The organism is Paraburkholderia sp. BR10882, from assembly GCF_040948855.1.
Lineage (GTDB): Bacteria > Pseudomonadota > Gammaproteobacteria > Burkholderiales > Burkholderiaceae > Paraburkholderia > Paraburkholderia nodosa_A.
Window position 1 is genome coordinate 13,290 of the sequence record NZ_JBFPKP010000005.1, and the last position, 18,889, is coordinate 32,178.

Genomic DNA, 18,889 nt, shown 5'->3' on the forward strand with positions numbered 1-18,889 from the left:
CGCCCCGCTTTTTTGCTTTCTTCTGCTCCGCGATCACGCCTCGACGACGCTGAGCGTGACGTCGATGTTGCCGCGCGTGGCCTTCGAGTACGGGCAGATCTGGTGTGCCGTTTCGACGATGCGCTGTGCCGTCTCGCGATCGACGCCCGGCAGGGTCACGTTCAGACGGCCGCGCAGCTTGAACGCGTCGTCCGCGTTGATGAGGTCGATCTCGGCGTCGACCGCCACGTCGCGCGGCAGCGTCGTGCCGAGTTTCGTGGCGGCGCGACCCATGGCGCCGATGAAGCACGCCGACCAGCCCGCCGCGAACATCTGCTCCGGGTTCGTGCCAGGTGCGCTCGATCCGGGCGGCGAGAGCTTCACGTCCAGACGCCCGTCTTCGCTGCGGGCCGCGCCATCGCGGCCGCCGGTGGTGTGGGTCTTGCCGGTGTACAGCACGTTTTCTGCCTGACTCATGGTATTTATCTCCTGGGGTTAGCGTCGTTGGGACAATGAATTAGCTGCCGCGGTACAGTTGCTGGATCGCGGCGAGCTGGCCGTCGTGCTGCGCCTGAACCAGTTCCTGGCGAACCTGTGCACGCGTGATCTTTGCGTTGGCCGCATTGCTGGCGGGCATCCATGCCGGACTTTGCTGTACCGAGGGTTGCGCGGCGACCGACTGGGCGGGCATGGCGGCGAAGGCCGGAGCGGCGGTGAGGACTGCGGCGCTGGCGGCGAAGGCGAGGGCGAGCTTCGAGACGTTCATGACTTTCTCCTGGGAAGGGTTCGGAAATCCGTCCGGTCAACAGCAAGTTCCGGCGTTGATGCATTACAACCACCGGACGTATCTGCCGTGTTTCATGAACGCCGCGTTTTGCAAGGGTATGTGTCTGGGGCCTGCGCTTATACATTGCGATACAAACGCGCCGCTCGTGCAATCCCGCTCACGCCGAATTGATCCTGGCACGCCGACGCTTTTTTGATTCGTTTTGTGTACGCGCTCGCAACAGACACATTGGGATACATGGCGCTTTTGCTGCCCGGTTATAAATTCACCGGGGCGTTTTGCCTGCCGCCGCGAGCGTGATCGACCGGTTCGAACGATCTGCTGCCGCCGGCTCATCAACGAGGCCAAGCCGTTCGGGCGCGGCCTGCATGCACAACAAGGAGAAATGGTCATGTCAGATCCCGTCAACGTCCGGCGCCGTCGCCTTCTCGGCACGTCGCTTGCCGGCCTCACGCTCGCGGACTTCGCATTCGGCGGTCTCGCGCACGCACAGTCGGCCGGCGGCACGGAAGGCAACTCGCGCACGGGCAACGGCGTCTCGTTCGGCCCGATCAAGCAGGTCAACGCAGGCCTGCTCAATGTGGGCTACGCCGAAGCGGGTCCGAAGAACGGTCCGGTTGTGATTTTGCTGCACGGTTGGCCGTACGACATTCATAGCTATGTCGAGGTCGCGCCGATGCTGGCCGCGTCGGGCTATCGCGTGCTCGTGCCGTATCTGCGCGGCTACGGCAGCACGCGCATTGTCTCCGACGACACGCCGCGCAACGGCCAGCAGGCCGTCACCGCCGTCGATCTCGTCGCGTTCATGGACGCCCTGAAGATCGATCAGGCCGTGCTGGGCGGCTACGACTGGGGCGCACGCACGGCGAACATCGTCGCGGCGCTGTGGCCCGAGCGCGTGAAGGGGATGGTCTCCGTGAGCGGCTATCTGATCGGCAGCCAGGAGGCGAACCGCAAGCCGCTGCCGCCGCAAGCCGAGCTGCAGTGGTGGTACCAGTTCTACTTCTCGACCGAGCGCGGCGTGCAGGGCTATGCCGCGAATCGCGATGCGTTCAACAAGCTGATCTGGCAACTCGCCTCGCCGAAGTGGAACTTCGACGACGCGACCTACGAGCGCAGCGCAGCGTCCTTCCAGAATCCGGACCACGTGGCCATCGTGATCTCCAACTACCGCTGGCGCCTCGGGCTCGTACAGGGCGAAGCGAAGTACGACAGCCTCGAGCAGCGTCTTGCCGCCGCGCCGGCCATCACCGTGCCGACCATCACGCTCGAAGGCGACGCCAACGGCGCGCCGCATCCCGCGCCGGCCGCTTACGCGAAGAAGTTCACGGGCAAGTATCTGCACCGCGATCTCGATGGCGGCATTGGCCACAATCTCCCCCAGGAAGCGCCCAAGGAGTTCGCGCAGGCCATCCTGCAAGTCACGCATCTGTGACGGGGGCCGCGATGCAAGCGCGTTTTCTCAAGCATCGCGCGCCCGTCGTGCTCGCACTGCGCGCGGCTCTCGCGCAGGTTCCCGCTGCGTGGGCCCAGTAAGGTACGCAAGCGCCGGGGCAGGCCGCATCGCCGGTCTACGGCTTGACGATTGCGCCCGGCTACCGCAAGTGGGAAATGATCGCGACTACTTGTTTACTCGATTTGCACCTTGACAGGGTGCAGGGGCTCCTGATTCAGGATCGGTGACATAATTCCGCAGTTGTCTTCACACTGATCGGGAGAGCCCCATGCAGCGGACATACCGTGGAAGTTGCCATTGCCAGTCGGTGAAGTTCGAAGCCCTAATCGATTTCAGCAAGGGCACGGGAAAATGCAACTGCAGTTTCTGCGGAAGGCTCCGCCTCTGGCTCGTCCAGGTTCGCCCGGAAGCATTCGTCCTGCTTTCGGGCGAAAGCGATCTCACGCATTACGAAGGGAAGAACCCGGTAGCCCACCATCCGTTCTGCAAACACTGCGGCGTGCATGTATTCGACCGCGTCGATATGCCGAATGGAACGGGTTACCCTTACATCAACGTGAATATCATGTGCATCGACGACTTCGACCTGAACGAAGCCCTCGATGCACCGATCTCCTATGCCAACGGTCTCGCGAATGATTGGGGCAATCCGCCTCCGGAGACGCGGCACCTTTGAGTGTCTCAGGGCGCTCGTCCCGCATGTTGAGCAATGCCGGGCTCGCGGGCGTCCAGCTGATGCCGCTCAGACGTGAACTGAACGAATTCGGCGCGAAACCGTGAAGGGTCATCGAGCGATCCGGCGTAGATCGTCACGATATCCGGCGCATGCTGTGGTGTGCCAAAGAGCAGGCTGCCGCAATGCGCACAGGAATTTCCTGTCGTTGGCATGCCGCTGCCGCCCGTTATTGTGTAAGAGCGGATTTCGCCTTCGAACGAGAATTCGGCCGCACTCACTACGACTACCGGCAACCCGGCCGATCCGGAAGCGCGCTGGCAATCGCGGCAGTGACAAACGAGCTGCGCGAACGCTGCGCCGCGAGCCTCGTATTGCACCGCGCCACACAGGCAGCGGCCTTTCCAGTCTGTCGACATCGGTCTTCTCCGTTTTTGCGGGTACGCGCGCATGTTACGCGTATAGTCGGTCTCTTCGCGCGCTGCTGCCGGATCTACGCGGGCAAACGCGTGATCGCCGCCGCCCCGCCAGCCGGAGCGGCGCCGCGCCAGCCGATCATCCCTGCTTGCCCTGAATGCCCAGCAGATCGCGAACTTTCTGCTCGGTCTGCGCGTAGTCGCCCTCGCCGAAGTGGGTATAAACGAGCTTGCCGTTCTGGTCGATGAGGTAGACCGCCGGCCAGTACTGATTGCCATAGGCGTTCCACGTCGCGTAACCGTTGTCCTGCGCGACAGGGTACGTAATGCCGTATTGCTTGATCGCCTTCTGCAGGTTGCCGGTGTCGCGCTCGAACGAATATTCGGGCGTATGCACGCCGACCACCACGAGACCCTTGTCGCGATAGCGCGCGTCCAGCTCCTTGATGTGCGGGATAGTGTGCGCGCAGTTGATGCAGTCGAAGGTCCAGAAGTCGACGAGCACGACTTTGCCGTGCAGTTGCTTGAGGTCGAGCGGCGGGCTGTTGAGCCAGTTGTTGATGCCGGTGAAGTCGGGCGCCTGCGCGCCGGTCTGCAGCGCGGCCGAGCCGCCCGACGGCGCTTCGCCCGAAGCGTACGCGGCGAGCCCGGCGGTGGCAGCGAGGCCGATGGCAACAGCGGCTATCTTGAGACGAGAGATCATGAGAGTTCTCCTTGTGTGGACGACGAGCGTATTGGACCGCTCCCACGTATCTGGCTCGTGTCCCGCTTGCGGCACTGTTGAAACGTAGTGTGTCGCCGGCGGGACGCGATACGTAGGGATACAAATCGTCCACTGCGCGGCCACAGCTTCGCGGGCCGCTGCACGCCGTGCGCGTGTTTGTATCCCTATGTATCCAGCCGCGTGCGCGATACATGACGATGCACGACGCCCGCGTTCCGGACATTCCCCGGATACATGCCCGCGCTGAAATACGGCACATGGCAAGTCCGCCGACATTCGTCTGGAGACCGAACTCATGTTACTCATCGTCATCGCATTCGTGGGCGGTGCGTTCACCGTCCTGAGCCCCTGCATCCTGCCGGTCGTGCCGTTCGTGTTCGCACGTTCCGAGGAGCCTTTCCTCACTGGCCGGCTGCCCATGCTGCTTGGCCTCGCGCTCACGTTCGCGCTGCTCACGGGGCTCGGCGCCGCCGGCCTGAACGGCGCGGCGCAGCTGAGCGAGTACGGCCGCTGGATCGCGCTCGGGCTCTTCGCGCTGTTTGGCGCGGCGCTCCTCTTTCCCGCGCTCGCCACGCGCCTTTCCGGCCCGCTCACGGTGCTCGCCGACCGCTTCATGGCGCGCTCGCAGGACGACGGCGCGTCGCGCCGCATCGGTTCCGCCGTGCTGCTCGGCGCCGCGACTGGCCTGCTGTGGGCGCCGTGCGCGGGGCCGATCCTCGGTCTCATCATCACCGGCGCGGCCCGCCACGGCGTGACCTGGCAGACGTGGGCCGCGCTCGCGGCCTATGCCGTGGGCGCCGCCAGTTCGCTCGCGGTGGTGGCGGGGCTCGGCCATCGCGCGATGGCTGCGCTCAAGCGCTCGCTCGGCGTGGGCGAGCATGTGCGGCGCGCGATGGGTGCGCTCGTGCTCCTCACGGTCGGCGCGATCGCGCTGGGCGTGGATACGCGCCTGCTTGCGCTGGTGCCGGGCGCGCCGACCAATGGCGTGGAAGCGCGCCTTGTCGATCTGCTTGCGAGCCCCGCTGCGGCACGGCAGACGCCGAGCGCGGAGCCAGCGCGTCATGAGGAGCGGGTAGCCCAGGCTCGTCCAGCGGTACGAGACGAACCAGCGGCCCACATCGTGCGCGTGTCGCTGCCGGCCCCGGCGCCCGCGGTCGATCTTCCGGTGGAAGGCCGCCTGCCGGCGCTCGACGGCGCGAACGCGTGGCTCAACTCCGCGCCGCTCACGCCCGAAGCGCTGCGCGGCAAGGTCGTGCTGGTCAACTTCTGGGCCTACTCGTGCATCAACTGCCTGCGAACCCTGCCGTATCTGAAGACGTGGGCCGATCGCTACCGTAACGACGGCCTCGTCGTGATCGGTGTGCACACGCCGGAATTCGGTTTCGAGCACGACACGGGCAACGTCAAGCGCGCGCTGGCCAATCTCGACATCCGCTATCCCGTCGCTGTGGACAGCGACTACCGCATCTGGAACGCCTTCGGCAACCAGTACTGGCCGGCGTTCTATCTCGTCGATGCTCAGGGGCGCGTGCGCTATCACCACTTCGGCGAAGGCGACTACGCGCAGGCCGAGCAGGCGATCCAGCGACTGCTGGCCGACAACGGCCGCGCCGCGCCCGCCGCCACGCCGACAGCACCGCAGTCAAGCGGCGCGCTGGCTCCCGCGGATCAACGCGACATCGGCTCGGGCGAAACGTATGTGGGGTATCGCGAGGCGCAGGGCAATGCGAACGCGCAGCGCGTGCAGGCCGATACGGCCGCCGCGTACACGTTGCCGGGGCAGCTCGGCTTGAACCAGTGGGCGTTCGGCGGGCAGTGGAACGTGGGCGCCGAGTCCGCCGTGGCGGGCGCGCCGCAGGCGAGCATTGCCTATCGCTTCCATGCGCGCGACCTGCATCTGGTGCTCGCGCCCACTGCCGACGGCAAGCCCGTGCGCTTTCGCGTCAGCATCGACGGCGCGCCTCCGGGAGCCGCGCATGGCGCCGACGTCGCAGCGGACGGCACCGGCGTCGCCACCAGCGCGCGCCTGTATCAGCTCGTGCGGCAGTCCGGCCGCATTGGAGATCACACCTTCGAGATCCGCTTTCTCGACCCGGGCGCGCACGTCTACAGCTTCACGTTCGGCTGATAAGCGCCACGCCACGCCGCACCGCCGTGCCCTCGCGGGCCGGCGGCGTTTGCGTTATGGCTGTGCCGCGCATCGCGGAGGGCTTTTTGTAGCGCAATGTATCTGCGCGCAATTCGGACACGTTCATATGCAAACCGCGCCCCAAATGGAAACACGGCAGATACATCGGGGCGTTCAAATACACCTACGCCAGCTCGATAAACCCCTCGCGCTGAACTGAACCCGGTTTGAACCCGATCGCTGTCTACCCCTTCCTCTTTGGAGAACCTCATGAAAGCCCTCAAGCTCCTCGCCCTCGCCGCTCTTGCCGCCGCCCCGGTTCTTTCGTTCGCTCAGTCGAACGAGCCCGTCACCCGTGCGCAGGTGCGCGCCGAACTCGTGCAGCTGCAGAAAGCCGGCTACAACCCGGCCGCCGACGAAACCCAATACCCGCGCAACATCCAGGCCGCGCTGGCGCGCGTGGAAGCCACGCAGGTCGCGCAGCAAGCCGCTTCGTCATCGTATGGCGGTGTGACGGCCGGCTCGTCCGATGCGTCCGCTCCGCGCAAGCCGCATCACGCCATGAACGGCACGAACGCCGCGCGCGCTGCGCAGGACGATATCCCCGGCCTCGGCCCGATCTACGCGCATTCGTAATCCGCCTTTCCCGACCCACCGAACGACCCGATAAGAGAAGAGAGAAAAACGATGGCTTCGATCAAGCAGATTTTTACGTCCGTGGCGTTCCTCGGCGGCCTCTTCGCGCTGCAAGCGGCGCATGCCGCGCCGCCGCAGGACCTGAAAGGCACCAACGTCGTGCTGGTGCACGGCGCGTTCGCCGACGGCTCCAGCTGGAACCGCGTGATTCCGCTCCTCGAAGCGCGCGGCCTGCACGTCGTCGCCGTGCAGAACCCCCTCAGCTCGCTCGCCGACGACGCTGCCGCAACGAAGCGCGTGATCGAGCAGCAGAAGGGCCCGGTCGTGCTGGTCGGCCACTCGTGGGCAGGCGTCGTGATCAGCGAAGCCGGCAACGACGAGAAGGTGAAGTCGCTCGTGTACGTGGCGGCCTTCGCGCCCGACAACGGCCAGTCGATCGCCGATATCACCCAGGGCCAGCCGGACGCGCCCTGGGCGAGCGAACTGCGCAAGGACTCGGCGGGCTACCTGACGCTTTCGGACAAGGCGATCCGCGAGGACTTCGCGCCCGACCTGCCGCCCGCACAGCAACGCATCGTGGCGGCGACCCAGGGCCCGTGGTTCAGCGGCGCCCTCTCGCAGAAGGTCACGCAGGCCGCGTGGCACGACAAGCCTTCGTACTTCGTCGTGACGACGCGCGACCGCATGATCTATCCCGCGCTGCAGGAATCGATGGCGAAGCACATCGGCGCAAAGGTGACACAAGTGAACGGCAGCCACGTCTCGATGCTGAGCCAGCCGAAGGCCGTGGCCGACGCGATCATCGACGCGGCGGAACACGCGCAGCAGGACGCAACGTAACTTGCCCGCGGCGGCCGTGCGGTGGAAGCGCTTCCACCTGCGCGACCGCTCGCCCGCCGCCGACATCGCACCCGAGGAGCACCTGAATGCAACGCTGGGTACAGGGACTGATAATCTGCACACTTCCGTCATCGTCCGGAAGGCCCGCCGTGCGCCCATTCAGTGCCCTCATCATGCTCGTCGGCGTCCTGCTCGCATCGGCAGGCTATGGCGCGACGTTCCTGTTCTCCATGCACGTGCGCGCCATCGGCGGGAACGATATCAACACCGGCGTGGCGCTCGCGGGCGCGGCGCTCGGCACCTTCGTGGGCGTCTCGCTCACGGGCTGGGTCGCCCAGCATGTGGGCGCGGCGCGCATGGCCGCGCTCGCGGCGCTCTGCGTGGGCGCGGGCGTGGTGAGTTTCGCGCTCGTCGAGCAGGTGAGCAGCTTCGACGTCGTGCCCGGCTTCCTCGTGGGCTTCGGCTGGGGCGCGTTCTGCCTCGCCGCGCCCATGGCGCTCGCCGAGCGCACGAACGACGCCGAGCGCGGCCTGTGGTTCCTGCGCTTCGCCACCATGCAGATGACGGGCATCGGCGGCAGTCCGGCGCTGGCGGGCTTTGCGATCCGCTTCTGGCGCATGCCGCTTGGCGGCGTGCTCTACACGATCGGCGGCCTGTGCGTGCTGGCGGCCGTCCTGCTCGAGCTGTTCGGCCGGCTCGCGCCGCACGTGCGCTCCAGTACCGCGACGCAAGAACCGGCCTCGCCGGACCCGTGGCTCCTGAAGATGGGCGTGATCGCCCGCACGCGCGCGGTGTATCCCATCGTCATCATCGCGCTGGGCGGCTGCGTGTTCTCGGGCCTCATGACGTTCCAGATGTCGCTCGTGCAAGGCACCGAGGCGAAGGCGACGACTTTCTTCAGCGTCTACACGGTGACGGTCATCGCCACGCGCTGGCTGCTCTCGCGCGTGGTCATCAAGATGCGCTCCGAAACCGCGACGAAAGTGCTGCTCGTCATGATGGTGATGGGCAGCGCGGCGATGTTCGTCGTGCCGTTTCACGTGCTGTTTCAATCGGCAGCCGCGGTGCTGCTGGGCACCGGGTACGGGCTCGCTTACCCGATCGTCCAGCTTCAGGCCGTCAACGACTCCGTCGCCGCGCACCGCCGCGCCGCGCTCACGTGGTTCGTCGCGGCGTACTTCGTCGGCGCGTTCGGGTTTCCGACCGTCGGCGGCTGGGTGCTGGTGCACGGCGGCCGCGCGGCGCTGCTCGCGCTCATCGCGGCATGCGGACTCGCGGCGCTCGGGCTGGCGGTTCTGCGCGACCGGCAGCGTGTCGAGACCTTATCGGCCAGCGCCTGAAAGGCCTGGCCACTCCCAATTTCCTAACGAACCGGAGGGATCGTGACTGAACTATGGCGTTTATCCGCAACTGAACTCGCCAAGCGGGTTCGCGCGCGCGAGGTGTCTGCACGCGAGGCCGCGAAGGCCGCGCTCGAGCGGCTGGAGGCCGTCAATCCACTCATCAACGCGGTGATCGACTACCGGCCCGAGTGGGTCTTCGAGCAGGCCGACAGAATCGACGCGGCGATAGCGCGCGGCGAAGACCCGGGGCCGCTCGCGGGGGTGCCCGTCACTACGAAGATCAACATCGACCAGGCGGGCTTCGCGACGACCAACGGCACGCGTCTGCAAAAGGATCTGATCGCGCAGGTCAACAGCCCCGCCGTCGAAAACCTCGTGCGTGCGGGTGCGGTGCTGCTCGGCCGCACCAATTCGCCGACCTTCGCGCTGCGCTGGTTCACGAGCAACCAGGTCCACGGGCATACGAAGAACCCGCGCAACGCATCGCTCACGCCGGGCGGCTCGAGCGGCGGTGCGGCGGCGGCGGTCACGGCCGGCATCGGGCATATCGCGCTCGGCACCGACATTGGCGGCTCGGTGCGCTACCCGGCCTATGCGTGCGGCGTGCATGGCCTGCGGCCCAGCATCGGGCGAGTGCCGGCGTTCAACGCGTCGTCGCCGGAGCGGCCGATCGGCGCGCAGATGATGTCGGGCGCGGGCCCGATGGCGCGTACGGTCGAGGACCTGCGCGTGGCGCTCGCGGCGCTTGCCGCGCCCGACCTGCGCGACCCGTGGTGGACGCCGGCGCCGCTCATCGGGCCCGACGCGCCGCGGCGCGCGGCGCTCTGCCTGCGCCCGGGCGGCATGAGCATCACGAAGGAGGTGGAGGATGCTTTGCTCGACGCCGGCCGCCGACTCGCCGACGCGGGCTGGACAGTCGAGCGGATCGACGACGTGCCGCTCCTGCGTGACGCCGGCGAAGTGCAGGAACGCCTGTGGCTCGGCGACGGCTTCCCGGCGCTCGCCGACGCCGTGGCGCGTGACGGCGACCCGGGCGCGCAGGCGGTGGTGGACGGCGTGCGCGCCAAGGTCGCGGCGATGCCCGAGAACGTGGTGGTCCCGTCGCTGGTGCGCCGCACGACGCTCACGCGCGCATGGCGCTTGTTCCTTGCGGAATATCCCGTGCTGCTGCTGCCGGTTTCGGGCGAACTGCCGTTCCCCGATAACCTCGACATGCAGGGCGCGGCGGGATTCCAGCGCGTGTGGGACGCCCAGCTGACCATGCGCGCATTGCCCGCGATGGGCTTGCCGGGGCTCGTCGTTTCGACGGGCATGGTGAAGGACGTGCCGGTTGGCGTGCAGATCGTCGCCGGGCACTTCCGCGAAGACCTGTGTCTGCTGGCTGGCCAGGCCATCGAGGAACGAGGCGCGCCGCCTTCGCCCATCGACCCGGCCATGTAAGCCGGGCGGGCGTTATGCGGGCTTCTTGACCACGGTGTCGTGAGGGGTGAGCGCCTGCCCTTCGCGGGTCTGCGGAAACATGGACAGCAACGGCTTGCCCGTTGCTTTGTCGATCAACCACGAATGCCGTTCGCCGCGCTCGAACAAATGGCGCTCGCCCCACTGCTGAAGCGCCACAATAACGGGGAAGAGGCTTTCCCCTTTCTTCGTTAGCACGTACTCCTGATAGGTCGTGCCGTCGGAGGCAGGCCGGGTTTCGAGAATGCCGGCCTCGACGAGATGGCTCAAACGGCCTGACAGGATATTGCGCGCCACGCCCAGATTGCGCTGAATGTCACCGAAGCGGTGAATGCCGTCGAAGACATCGCGCAGGATCATCAGCGACCACCGGTCGCCGATCACGTCGACCGAGCGCGCGACGGGGCAGGTTTCCTTCTGCATGGATTTGCGGCTTGCCATGGCGATTCTCTCTCTTGCTGGAACGTATTGACGTAATGCGTACGCCTCACGTAGTTGCATTTTAAAACCAGTCGACATACCATTCAATCAGTTTTGTTTTGAAACTGGATTGAAGATCATGGACGCGGATTCCGTTGCGCTTGCACCGCCGGCCCGCGGCGCTCCCGTGCAGCCGCGCGCGCCGTTGTCGCGCGGCCTCGTACTGCTGTTCGCCGTAGCCAGCGGTTTGAGCGTCGCCAATGTCTACTATGCGCAGCCCTTGCTGGACGCCCTGGCGCGCGATTTCGGCATCACGCGCGCCGCGGTTGGCGGCGTGGTCACGGCGACGCAGGCCGGTTGCGCGCTGGCGCTGCTGCTACTCGTGCCGTTGGGCGACAGGGTAGAGCGTAGCCGCCTGATGATCGTGCAATTGCTGGCGCTGGCGGGCGCGTTGGGCGTGGTCGGTCTCGCGCGATCCGTAACGGTGCTGCTGGCCGGCATGCTCGGTGTGGGTATGCTCGGCACGGCCATGACGCAGGGTTTGATCGCCTATGCGGCGGCCGCCGCCGCGCCCGACGAGCGCGGGCGCGTGGTGGGCGCAGCGGGCAGTGGCGTGTTCATCGGCCTGCTGCTGGCTCGCGTGTTCTCCGGCGGCGTGAGCGATCTTGCTGGCTGGCGCGGCGTGTATGGCTGTTCCGCCGCCGTCATGCTCGCGCTTGCCGTGCCGCTATGGCGGCGGCTTCCGAAACTGGCACGCGGTGAGCCAGGCACGATGAGCTATGTACAACTGATCATCTCGATGTTCGCGTTGCTGCGCTCGGATCGCGTGCTGCAGACGCGCGGCGTGCTCGCGCTGCTGATGTTCGCGACCCTCAATATCTTCTGGAGCGCGTTGGTGCTGCCGTCGAGTGCGCCGCCCTACAATTTTTCTCATACGGCGATCGGGGCCTTCGGCATAGCCGGGGCGGCGGGCGCGCTGGCCGCTGCGCGCGCGGGCCACTGGGCCGACCGGGGTTGGGGCCAGCGCACCAGTGCGGCCGCGCTGGCGCTGCTGTTGCTGGCGTGGTGGCCGCTCTCGATGCTGGGACACTCGCTATGGATGCTGCTGGTCGGCATCGTGCTGCTCGATCTCGGCGGTCAGGCGCTGCACGTGACCAATCAAAGCCTGATTTTTCGCAGCAACGCGCAACTTCATAGCCGGCTCGTGAGTCTTTACATGCTGTTCTATGCGGTTGGCAGCGGGCTGGGCGCGATCGGCACGACGGCGACGTATGCCGCGGCGGGCTGGCATGGTGTGTGTACGCTGGGCGCGGCCGTGAGTTTGCTGGCGCTCGTGTTCTGGGCCGTCACGGTGCGCAGCATGCCGCGCGTCCCCGTGCGCCTGTACGTCGAATTGAAGCCTGAATGGAAACTCGAACCGGGAGACATGGATGGATGAACTGAAACTGCTGGCGGATGCCGACGCACGCGGCCTGCGCTATCTCGAAGGCAACGCCACACGGCGTGTTTTCCCCTCGAACGAAGCCATCGCGGCGCTCAGTGCGTTCGACGAGCCGCTGCCCGCGAGCGGATTACCCGCCGAAGACACGCTGTCGCTGCTCGACCGCGTAGGCTCGCCGGCGACGACGGCTTCGAACGGTCCGCGCTATTTCGGCTTCGTGATCGGCGCGGCGCTGCCTGCAGCGGCCGCGGTCGAGCGGCTCATGCTGGCGTGGGATCAGTGCGCCTCCACGTTCGACAACTCGCCGGTCGCAGCCACGGTGGAACGCATCGCGGGACGCTGGGTGCTCGAAGCGCTCGACCTGCCACGCGAAAGCGCCGTGGGCTTCGGCACCAGCGCGACAGCGTGCACGCTCGGTGCGCTCGCTACCGCCCGGCGCGCGCTGCTCGCACGGCAAGGCTGGGACTTCGACCGCCAGGGGCTGATGGGCGCGCCCGAAATTAAGGTCGTGGTCTCGGAACTCGCTCACATTACGGTAAAGAAGGCGTTGCGCATCCTGGGCTTCGGGCTGGAGCGCATCGTCTACGCGGCCGTCGATGCTCACGGCGGCGTGGATGCGGCGCGACTCCCGCCGCTCGACGACCGCACGATCCTGTGCCTGCAGGCCGGCGAGGTGAATACCGGCGAATTCGACCCGTTTGCGCCGATCATCGCGCGTGCGCGGGAGGCCGGCGCGTGGGTGCATGTCGATGGCGCGTTCGGCCTGTGGGCGCGGACCTCGTCACTGGCGGCGCTGACCGAGGGTATCGAAGGGGCCGATAGCTGGACGACCGATGCGCACAAGTGGCTGAACACGCCGTACGACTGCGCCATGGTCATTTGCCGCGATGCAACGGCGCTCGCCGAGGCGATGAACAGCGACGCGGCCTATTTGTCTGCGAGCGCCGACGCGCAGAAGAACCTCACACTGGAGTTCTCGCGCCGCGCGCGCGGCATTCCCGTGTGGGCGGCGCTACGCACGCTCGGTCGCGAAGGTGTCGCGGCCATGGTCGAGCGCCATCACGCGCAGGCGCAGCGCATCGGCGCCGAACTCGAACGCCTGGGCTACGAGGTGCTCAACCGGGTCGTGCTGAACCAGGTGCTGTTCCGCGGCGCAACGGATGCCCAGACGCTGGCGCTGCGCAGCGCCGTGCAGGCTTCGGGCGAAACGTGGTTCGGCGGCACGATCTGGCAAGGGCGGCCTGCGTTGCGGATCAGCGTGTCGTCGTGGCGCACGCGGGATGAAGACATCGAGGCGCTCGTGCAGTTGCTGGCATCGCTGCGCGGCGATTCGCGTGCGCCGTAGCGAACACCGGCGACAACGTTGCGCGCACAGCGAAAGCCCATTCTCGAGTCAACGTAGCAACGCGAGACTCAGCGCGATACCGGCCGCGTAAGTGCCGAGCGCGCCGATAAATCGGGCGGGATTGGGTTTTGCCATCGAGGGAAACGCGACCAGCCCGACGACGAGCAAGCACCGGCAGACGGTCGCGGTCACGATCAGCGCGAGCGTTGCCGGCGAGGGCGAGTGTGTGCCCAGATAGAGAAACAGCGCGGCCAGGAAGGGCGCATATTCGGCCGTGTTCGCATGCGCGCGCACGAACTTGTGCAGCAGGCTGGCCGGGTCCGGCGCGCATCCCGAGAGCGTGCCTTCGCGAAAGCGAAGCATGGAAATGGACAGGCCGAGGCCAAACAGCAAAAGACCCAGCACGGCCACGCAGGCCAGCGCAATTCTGTCCATGACGGCCTCCCTGGCGAAAGAACGCGATGCGATTGTGGCGCGCGCTAGCCGACTTCCACGCGGTTGCGTCCGCTGTCTTTGGCCCGATAGAGCGCCACGTCCGCGCGTTTGACGATCGCACCGAAGTCATCCTCGCCCGGCAGGCGCTCCGTTACGCCGATGCTCACCGTAAACGGAACGGGCTTGCCCAGCCGCCATTGATGCTCGAAGTCCTGCTGCTCGATGGTCTGGCGCAATTCCTCGGCCACGGCCGTTGCCTGCTCGATATTGAACTCAGGCAGCGCGGCGACGAACTCTTCGCCGCCCCAGCGCGCAAACACGCCAATGCGCCTGTCGCTGTTCATCACGACTTTGGCCAGCACGCGCAGCACTTCGTCGCCGATGTCGTGCCCGTAGCTGTCGTTGATCTTCTTGAAGTAATCGATATCGAGAATAAAGACGGAAAGCGTTTTGTCGGCTTCGAGAAGCTGTTCAACGGTATCGGCAAATTCTCGGCGGTTCGGCAGGCCGGTCAGCTCGTCGGTGACGGCCTGCTTCTGAAGCAGATCCATCAAGCGAACGCGGTCGGCGATATCGCGAATCACGGCGGTGAATTCGATCAGCCCGCCCACGTTGATTTTCGAAATCGCAATTTCGACGGGCAACAGCGACCCATCCCGATGCAGCCCATACACGCGGTTGCGCTCGTCCATCTGCCGCGAGCGCACGGGCGAGCGCGCAAACAGGTGGACGTATTGCGAATGATTGGCGCGGTAGCGCTCGGGCAGAAGGTCCGTGATCGGTTGGCCGAGCATTTCTTCGGCAGAGTACCCGAACAGGTTTTCCGCGGCACGATTGAATAGCGTGATGCAATGCTGCTGGTCGATCGTGATGATGGCGTCGTAGGCTGCATCGACGACCGAACGAAAGCGCGACGTGCTGACTTCCAGTTCGTGCGTCAGCAACATCTTCGTGGTGATTTCAAGGCCTGTGACCATGATTTCGAGTACGGAGACACCGCTTTCGGCGTGGCGTATCGGCTTCAACGACAGGCGCCACCAGTGCGTTCCGTCCCTCAGGTCATAGGCTTGCTCGAGTTCCCGGGCGACGCCGGATTCGAAGCACTGGGTCAGCTTTTTGCGGAATTCGGTTCGGGCGTAGTTGGGAATGAGCGAATCGAACGGTGCCGGGAACGACTTGATCGCGCTGCGCCTGCCGCCCGTCATGCGCATGAAATGATCGTTGCAGGCCGAAACCACGAACTGGCCCCGCTCGTCGCGGCCGATCATGGCCACGCTCGCAGCGATTTCGTCGACGAAATCGCGCATCATGTTCGACCAGTCGGCCATCGAGCCTCCTTTGCCCGGTTGCCCAATACACTGACGATATAGTAGACCGCATTGCGCGGCGCGGCAGCGTAATGTGTCCCACGGACGTTTTCGAACATGCGGGTTCGCGCGCGTTCGGGCAGACCCCAGCGCGAAATCGGGGTGATTCGAAAACGCGAAGAATGCGAACGCCGAAGTCAGAATGGGAGGTAAATGCCGCGCTTTTTTACGGCATTTTTTCTTGTGCGAAGAAGAACGCCGCACCTACACTGGCGCGTCGACTTCGCCCGAGTCATTGCCATGTTTTGCCGCCCGCCGTTCAATCCTGTGTTTCTCCGCTAATCATGCCGATGCGTTTTCGAGGCTGGTTGAAGCTCGCGCTTCTCACGTTTTCCGTCGACCAGATACTGACCGCCGTGTTCGGCTACGTTACCGAGCAGATCGATCCGGGCATTTCGCACATCGAGACGGTGATCTTCAGCTGCATTACGTGCCTGCTCGTCAGCAACTGGCTGGTGACCGATGCGCGCGCCGCGTGGGCCACGGCAAAGAAGCAGGGCTTCATCGGGCCTGTACGAAGCGGTGGAAGTGCGCACGAAGCGCCACTCGAAATTGCCAACGCGTGCCCGCGACGCTGGCTCGTCGTGCTGCATCTCGAGTTGAATCCGCAGCTCGCACAAGGCATGTGAGATTTAGACACGACGCACCGCTATTTTTAACACCACTTTTACGCGTTCGGGAATACGCTGAAGTTGTGTTCACAACCTGCGAATAGCAATTCAAATCTCATGGCTTGCGCAAATCCCATCCCCCGTTACGAGATCGTGGCGCCGGCTCCGCGCCCGCGTGCAAAGGTCGTTCCGTTGCGGGCCCCGCGTGCCTGGCTCGAAGTCATGCTGACCGCGAATACCGAAGAAGCCGCGCGGGCGCATCTCGCGGCGCTGCTGCATTCCCCGCTCGGCGTCTACGTCGCGCAAACTGCCTTCGCGCGCGGCGCCATGCGTGTGCTACTCGATATCGCGCCCGAAGACATCGACTTCACGATGCATACGCTGTTAGGCAGCGTGCCGGAAGCCACGATCGGCGCGTTGCGCCCGCGCACCGGCAACAAGGGGGCCTGATATGTTCGAGGGAATCCGGTTGCCCATCGTGACGCCGTTGCGCGATGGCGAGTGGATGTCGAGGCGTTGTAACTCCTGACCGACAAATACGCGAGTGACGGCGTTGCCGGCATCGCCGTGCTCAGCACGACTGGCGAGGCGGCGCTCCTGAACGACGTGGAGCGCGTGACCGCCGCGCCTTCGCCCTGATTTCGCTTCGCGCCCGCGCCCACGCGGATTTTTTTTCGCGTTTTCGAACTTTCATCTTGTCGCGCTACTATCCCCCTACTGTGTCATGGGGAAACCACGAAGATGAAGTACGAGAACGCTCTGCAACGAGCGATCAAGGAGCGCCTCGAGCGCGCTATGGAGCTGGCCGAACTGTTCGGTCTGTTGATCATCGGCATTGGCACCGTGGCCGCCATGGGCGCCCTGATCTGGCATATGGTGCATTCGGACGGCGTGACGCTGACCGACCTGCTGCTGATGTTTCTCTACCTCGAGATCTTCGCCATGGTCGGGCAGTATCTCAAGGCTGGACAGCTGCCCGTTCGCTTCCCGCTGTATATCGCCATGGTGTCGATCGCGCGGGACCTCATCCTGCGCGCGGGCGCGAACACCGAGCTGCATTTGCTGGCGTCTGCGGGCGCGATCGTGCTGATCGCGCTGGGCGTGCTGATCATCCGCTTCGGGCAGGCGAAATATCCCAGCAACACCGATGAACGGCGCGTGGAAGAGGCGAAGTAGGCCGGTCCTGCTGAAGTCGTGCCGTTTTGAGTTATCGCAAGCAAACCGGCCCGAGCCGTGCGGCAATGGTGCGGCACGCGGCGAGCAGGGGTTCGATGTAGCTCTGCTGCGCATCCGCCTGGCGGCGGAACATCGGCATGCTGACGCTCACGCAGCCCACTGCGTGACCATCGGCGCCGAGAATCGCCGCGCCGTAACACCAGATCGACTGTTCGTTTTCTTCGCGGTCTTCCGCGTAGCCGCGTTGCGCCGTGAGTTCGATCTCGTCGCGGATCGCGTCGAGGTCGGTCATCGTATGCTCGGTGAAACGCACGCGCGGCGCCTGTGCGAGCATTGGCTCGCGCTCGGGCGGCGTGAGCGTGGCGAGCCAGGCCTTGCCGACCGAACTCGACGTGAGCGCCACGCGCGTGCCGATACGCGAAGCCATGCGCACGGCGTGCGGACTTTCGAGCTTTTCGATGTACACCATCGCGCCGTCGCTGGGCACGGCGAGGTGCACTGTTTCCGAGGTGGTGTTGCGCAGTTCCATGAGCGCGTCGACGGCGGCGATGCGCAGGTCGGATCGCTCCCAGCTGCGGCTCGCGAGATTCACGAGACGCGGCCCGAGCGCGAACGTATTGCCGCCGCCCACCGCCGCGACGAGACCTTCGGCTTGCAGCGCGGCGACGATGCGATGCACGGTCGGGCGCGGATAGCCGCTCGCGGCCACGAGCTTCGCGATGTTCGGCGGCGTGCTGGCATCAGCGATGAGCTGCAGCACGGCGATGAACTTCGAAAAGGCGGCCGTGCCGGCAACGCCCTTGGCGTCGCCGGATTGGGAGGAGGTGGGGGAATCAGTGGTCGACATCGGAAAGCTAGCGGGCGCCATGTGTGGCGCCATTATGCCCGCAATTCCTGCGGATCAGGCGCACAGATAGCCGCCGTCCACGGGCACGATCGCGCCCGTCATGAACGAAGCGGCGGGCGAGCAGAGAAACGCGGCCACGTTCGCGACTTCTTCGGGCTGCCCCCAACGCTTCATCGGCGTACGCTCGAGGATGCCCTGCGAGCGGCCGCCGTCGTCCTGCAGCGCCTGGGTGAGGGGCGTCGCGATCCAGCCGGGCGCGAGTGCATTCACACGGATATTGTCGGGCGCATAGGCAATGGCGAGCGAGCGCGTGAGCTGCGCCACGCCGCCCTTGCTGGCGCTATAGGCCGGCACGAGACCGCCGCCGAAAAAGCTCAGCATCGAAGCCGTGTTCACGATGCAGCCGGAAGAAGCCCTGAGCAGCTCGCGCGCGCTCGAACACACACGCATGGTGCCGTTGAGATTGATATCGAGCACGCGCTCGAACGCCTCGATCTGGTGCTCTTCGCCGCGGCTGATCACACCCGCGCAGTTCACGACGATATCGAGCCGCTCGAAGCCATTAACCAGTCGCGTCACGTCTTCGCTCGAACGCACGTCGAGCGAGGTGCGTTGCACGCCGGCATCGAGTACGTCTGGCGTGCCGGCGGGAGGCGGCAGGCCGGCGGCCGTGGTGTGTGCGCCGAGTTGTGCGAGCCGGTTGGCAATGGCCGCGCCGATGCCGGAGTGGCCGCCCGTCACGAGCGCGACCTTGCCCGCGAGAAAATTGTCCTTGAATGTCATGATGCGTAGTGCGTATGAACAGAT

At 65.7% G+C, this 18,889-nt stretch carries 21 protein-coding genes; 12 read left to right on the forward strand and 9 right to left on the reverse strand.

Going from position 1 to position 18,889, the window contains the following annotated elements; all coding sequences use genetic code 11:
- Positions 1-33: 33 nt before the first annotated feature.
- Complete coding sequence (locus tag AB3X99_RS14865) at positions 34-456, reverse strand: organic hydroperoxide resistance protein (RefSeq protein WP_368617357.1); 423 nt, start codon at positions 454-456, stop codon at positions 34-36.
- A 40-nt stretch (positions 457-496) separates the two neighbouring features.
- Positions 497-745 carry a DUF4148 domain-containing protein gene (locus AB3X99_RS14870; RefSeq protein ID WP_069262375.1) on the reverse strand — a complete coding sequence of 83 codons (249 nt, stop codon included), beginning with the start codon at positions 743-745 and terminating at the stop codon, positions 497-499.
- Positions 746-1,157: 412 nt separating this feature from the next.
- Here AB3X99_RS14870 and AB3X99_RS14875 point away from each other — a divergent pair, with 412 nt between their 5' ends.
- Positions 1,158-2,201: an alpha/beta fold hydrolase gene (locus AB3X99_RS14875; protein WP_368617358.1), complete on the forward strand. Its 1,044-nt coding sequence runs from the start codon at positions 1,158-1,160 to the stop codon at positions 2,199-2,201.
- 289 nt (positions 2,202-2,490) lie between these two features.
- The gene (locus AB3X99_RS14880; protein ID WP_368617359.1) at positions 2,491-2,898 is read left to right on the forward strand and encodes a GFA family protein; all 408 of its coding nucleotides are present in this window, start codon (positions 2,491-2,493) and stop codon (positions 2,896-2,898) included.
- Positions 2,899-2,903: 5 nt separating this feature from the next.
- On the opposite strand, the gene AB3X99_RS14885 is transcribed toward AB3X99_RS14880, so the two are convergent.
- Both AB3X99_RS14885 and AB3X99_RS14890 read right to left on the reverse strand, forming a co-directional pair.
- Positions 2,904-3,347 (reverse strand): GFA family protein, encoded by a 444-nt coding sequence (locus tag AB3X99_RS14885; RefSeq protein ID WP_368617360.1) that lies wholly within the window; start codon positions 3,345-3,347, stop codon positions 2,904-2,906.
- A 103-nt stretch (positions 3,348-3,450) separates the two neighbouring features.
- Positions 3,451-4,014: a thioredoxin family protein gene (locus AB3X99_RS14890; protein ID WP_254314756.1), complete on the reverse strand. Its 564-nt coding sequence runs from the start codon at positions 4,012-4,014 to the stop codon at positions 3,451-3,453.
- A 316-nt stretch (positions 4,015-4,330) separates the two neighbouring features.
- Between AB3X99_RS14890 and AB3X99_RS14895 the strand changes: the two genes are divergently transcribed.
- The 5 genes from AB3X99_RS14895 (at position 4,331) to AB3X99_RS14915 (ending at position 10,422) form a co-directional block, all read left to right on the forward strand.
- Positions 4,331-6,163, forward strand: coding sequence for a redoxin family protein (locus AB3X99_RS14895; protein WP_368617361.1), 1,833 nt, complete (start codon positions 4,331-4,333; stop codon positions 6,161-6,163).
- Between the two features lie 270 nt (positions 6,164-6,433).
- Positions 6,434-6,799 (forward strand): DUF4148 domain-containing protein, encoded by a 366-nt coding sequence (locus tag AB3X99_RS14900; protein WP_368604718.1) that lies wholly within the window; start codon positions 6,434-6,436, stop codon positions 6,797-6,799.
- Positions 6,800-6,850: 51 nt separating this feature from the next.
- Positions 6,851-7,639: an alpha/beta fold hydrolase gene (locus AB3X99_RS14905; RefSeq protein WP_368617362.1), complete on the forward strand. Its 789-nt coding sequence runs from the start codon at positions 6,851-6,853 to the stop codon at positions 7,637-7,639.
- 149 nt (positions 7,640-7,788) lie between these two features.
- Positions 7,789-8,979 (forward strand): MFS transporter, encoded by a 1,191-nt coding sequence (locus AB3X99_RS14910; RefSeq protein WP_368617363.1) that lies wholly within the window; start codon positions 7,789-7,791, stop codon positions 8,977-8,979.
- Between the two features lie 42 nt (positions 8,980-9,021).
- Entirely contained in the window at positions 9,022-10,422 is a 1,401-nt protein-coding gene (locus AB3X99_RS14915; RefSeq protein WP_368617364.1) for an amidase family protein, read from the forward strand.
- Positions 10,423-10,434: 12 nt separating this feature from the next.
- On the opposite strand, the gene AB3X99_RS14920 is transcribed toward AB3X99_RS14915, so the two are convergent.
- Positions 10,435-10,881 carry a winged helix-turn-helix transcriptional regulator gene (locus AB3X99_RS14920; RefSeq protein WP_368617580.1) on the reverse strand — a complete coding sequence of 149 codons (447 nt, stop codon included), beginning with the start codon at positions 10,879-10,881 and terminating at the stop codon, positions 10,435-10,437.
- A gap of 118 nt (positions 10,882-10,999) precedes the next feature.
- On the opposite strand from AB3X99_RS14920, the gene AB3X99_RS14925 reads away from it, so the two are divergent.
- Both AB3X99_RS14925 and AB3X99_RS14930 read left to right on the forward strand, forming a co-directional pair.
- Entirely contained in the window at positions 11,000-12,298 is a 1,299-nt protein-coding gene (locus AB3X99_RS14925) for an MFS transporter (RefSeq protein ID WP_368617365.1), read from the forward strand.
- Positions 12,291-13,646, forward strand: a complete 1,356-nt coding sequence (locus AB3X99_RS14930) for an aspartate aminotransferase family protein (protein ID WP_368617366.1) — start codon at positions 12,291-12,293, stop codon at positions 13,644-13,646. Before AB3X99_RS14925 ends, AB3X99_RS14930 begins: the two co-directional genes overlap by 8 nt.
- Positions 13,647-13,694: 48 nt before the next feature.
- Here AB3X99_RS14930 and AB3X99_RS14935 read toward each other — a convergent pair whose 3' ends face one another.
- Together AB3X99_RS14935 and AB3X99_RS14940 are read right to left on the reverse strand one after the other, a co-directional pair.
- Positions 13,695-14,081 carry an MAPEG family protein gene (locus AB3X99_RS14935; RefSeq protein WP_368617367.1) on the reverse strand — a complete coding sequence of 129 codons (387 nt, stop codon included), beginning with the start codon at positions 14,079-14,081 and terminating at the stop codon, positions 13,695-13,697.
- 44 nt (positions 14,082-14,125) lie between these two features.
- Positions 14,126-15,409, reverse strand: coding sequence for a sensor domain-containing diguanylate cyclase (locus AB3X99_RS14940; protein ID WP_069262360.1), 1,284 nt, complete (start codon positions 15,407-15,409; stop codon positions 14,126-14,128).
- 347 nt (positions 15,410-15,756) lie between these two features.
- On the opposite strand from AB3X99_RS14940, the gene AB3X99_RS14945 reads away from it, so the two are divergent.
- The 3 genes from AB3X99_RS14945 (at position 15,757) to AB3X99_RS14955 (ending at position 17,235) form a co-directional block, all read left to right on the forward strand.
- Positions 15,757-16,077: a hypothetical protein gene (locus AB3X99_RS14945; protein WP_368617368.1), complete on the forward strand. Its 321-nt coding sequence runs from the start codon at positions 15,757-15,759 to the stop codon at positions 16,075-16,077.
- Positions 16,078-16,281: 204 nt separating this feature from the next.
- Positions 16,282-16,509: a hypothetical protein gene (locus AB3X99_RS14950; RefSeq protein WP_368617369.1), complete on the forward strand. Its 228-nt coding sequence runs from the start codon at positions 16,282-16,284 to the stop codon at positions 16,507-16,509.
- 291 nt (positions 16,510-16,800) lie between these two features.
- Complete coding sequence (locus AB3X99_RS14955; RefSeq protein WP_069262357.1) at positions 16,801-17,235, forward strand: phosphate-starvation-inducible protein PsiE; 435 nt, start codon at positions 16,801-16,803, stop codon at positions 17,233-17,235.
- A 31-nt stretch (positions 17,236-17,266) separates the two neighbouring features.
- On the opposite strand, the gene AB3X99_RS14960 is transcribed toward AB3X99_RS14955, so the two are convergent.
- Positions 17,267-18,082: an IclR family transcriptional regulator gene (locus AB3X99_RS14960; protein ID WP_069262446.1), complete on the reverse strand. Its 816-nt coding sequence runs from the start codon at positions 18,080-18,082 to the stop codon at positions 17,267-17,269.
- Positions 18,083-18,136: 54 nt separating this feature from the next.
- Entirely contained in the window at positions 18,137-18,865 is a 729-nt protein-coding gene (locus AB3X99_RS14965; protein ID WP_368617370.1) for an SDR family NAD(P)-dependent oxidoreductase, read from the reverse strand.
- Between the last annotated feature and the right edge of the window lie 24 nt (positions 18,866-18,889).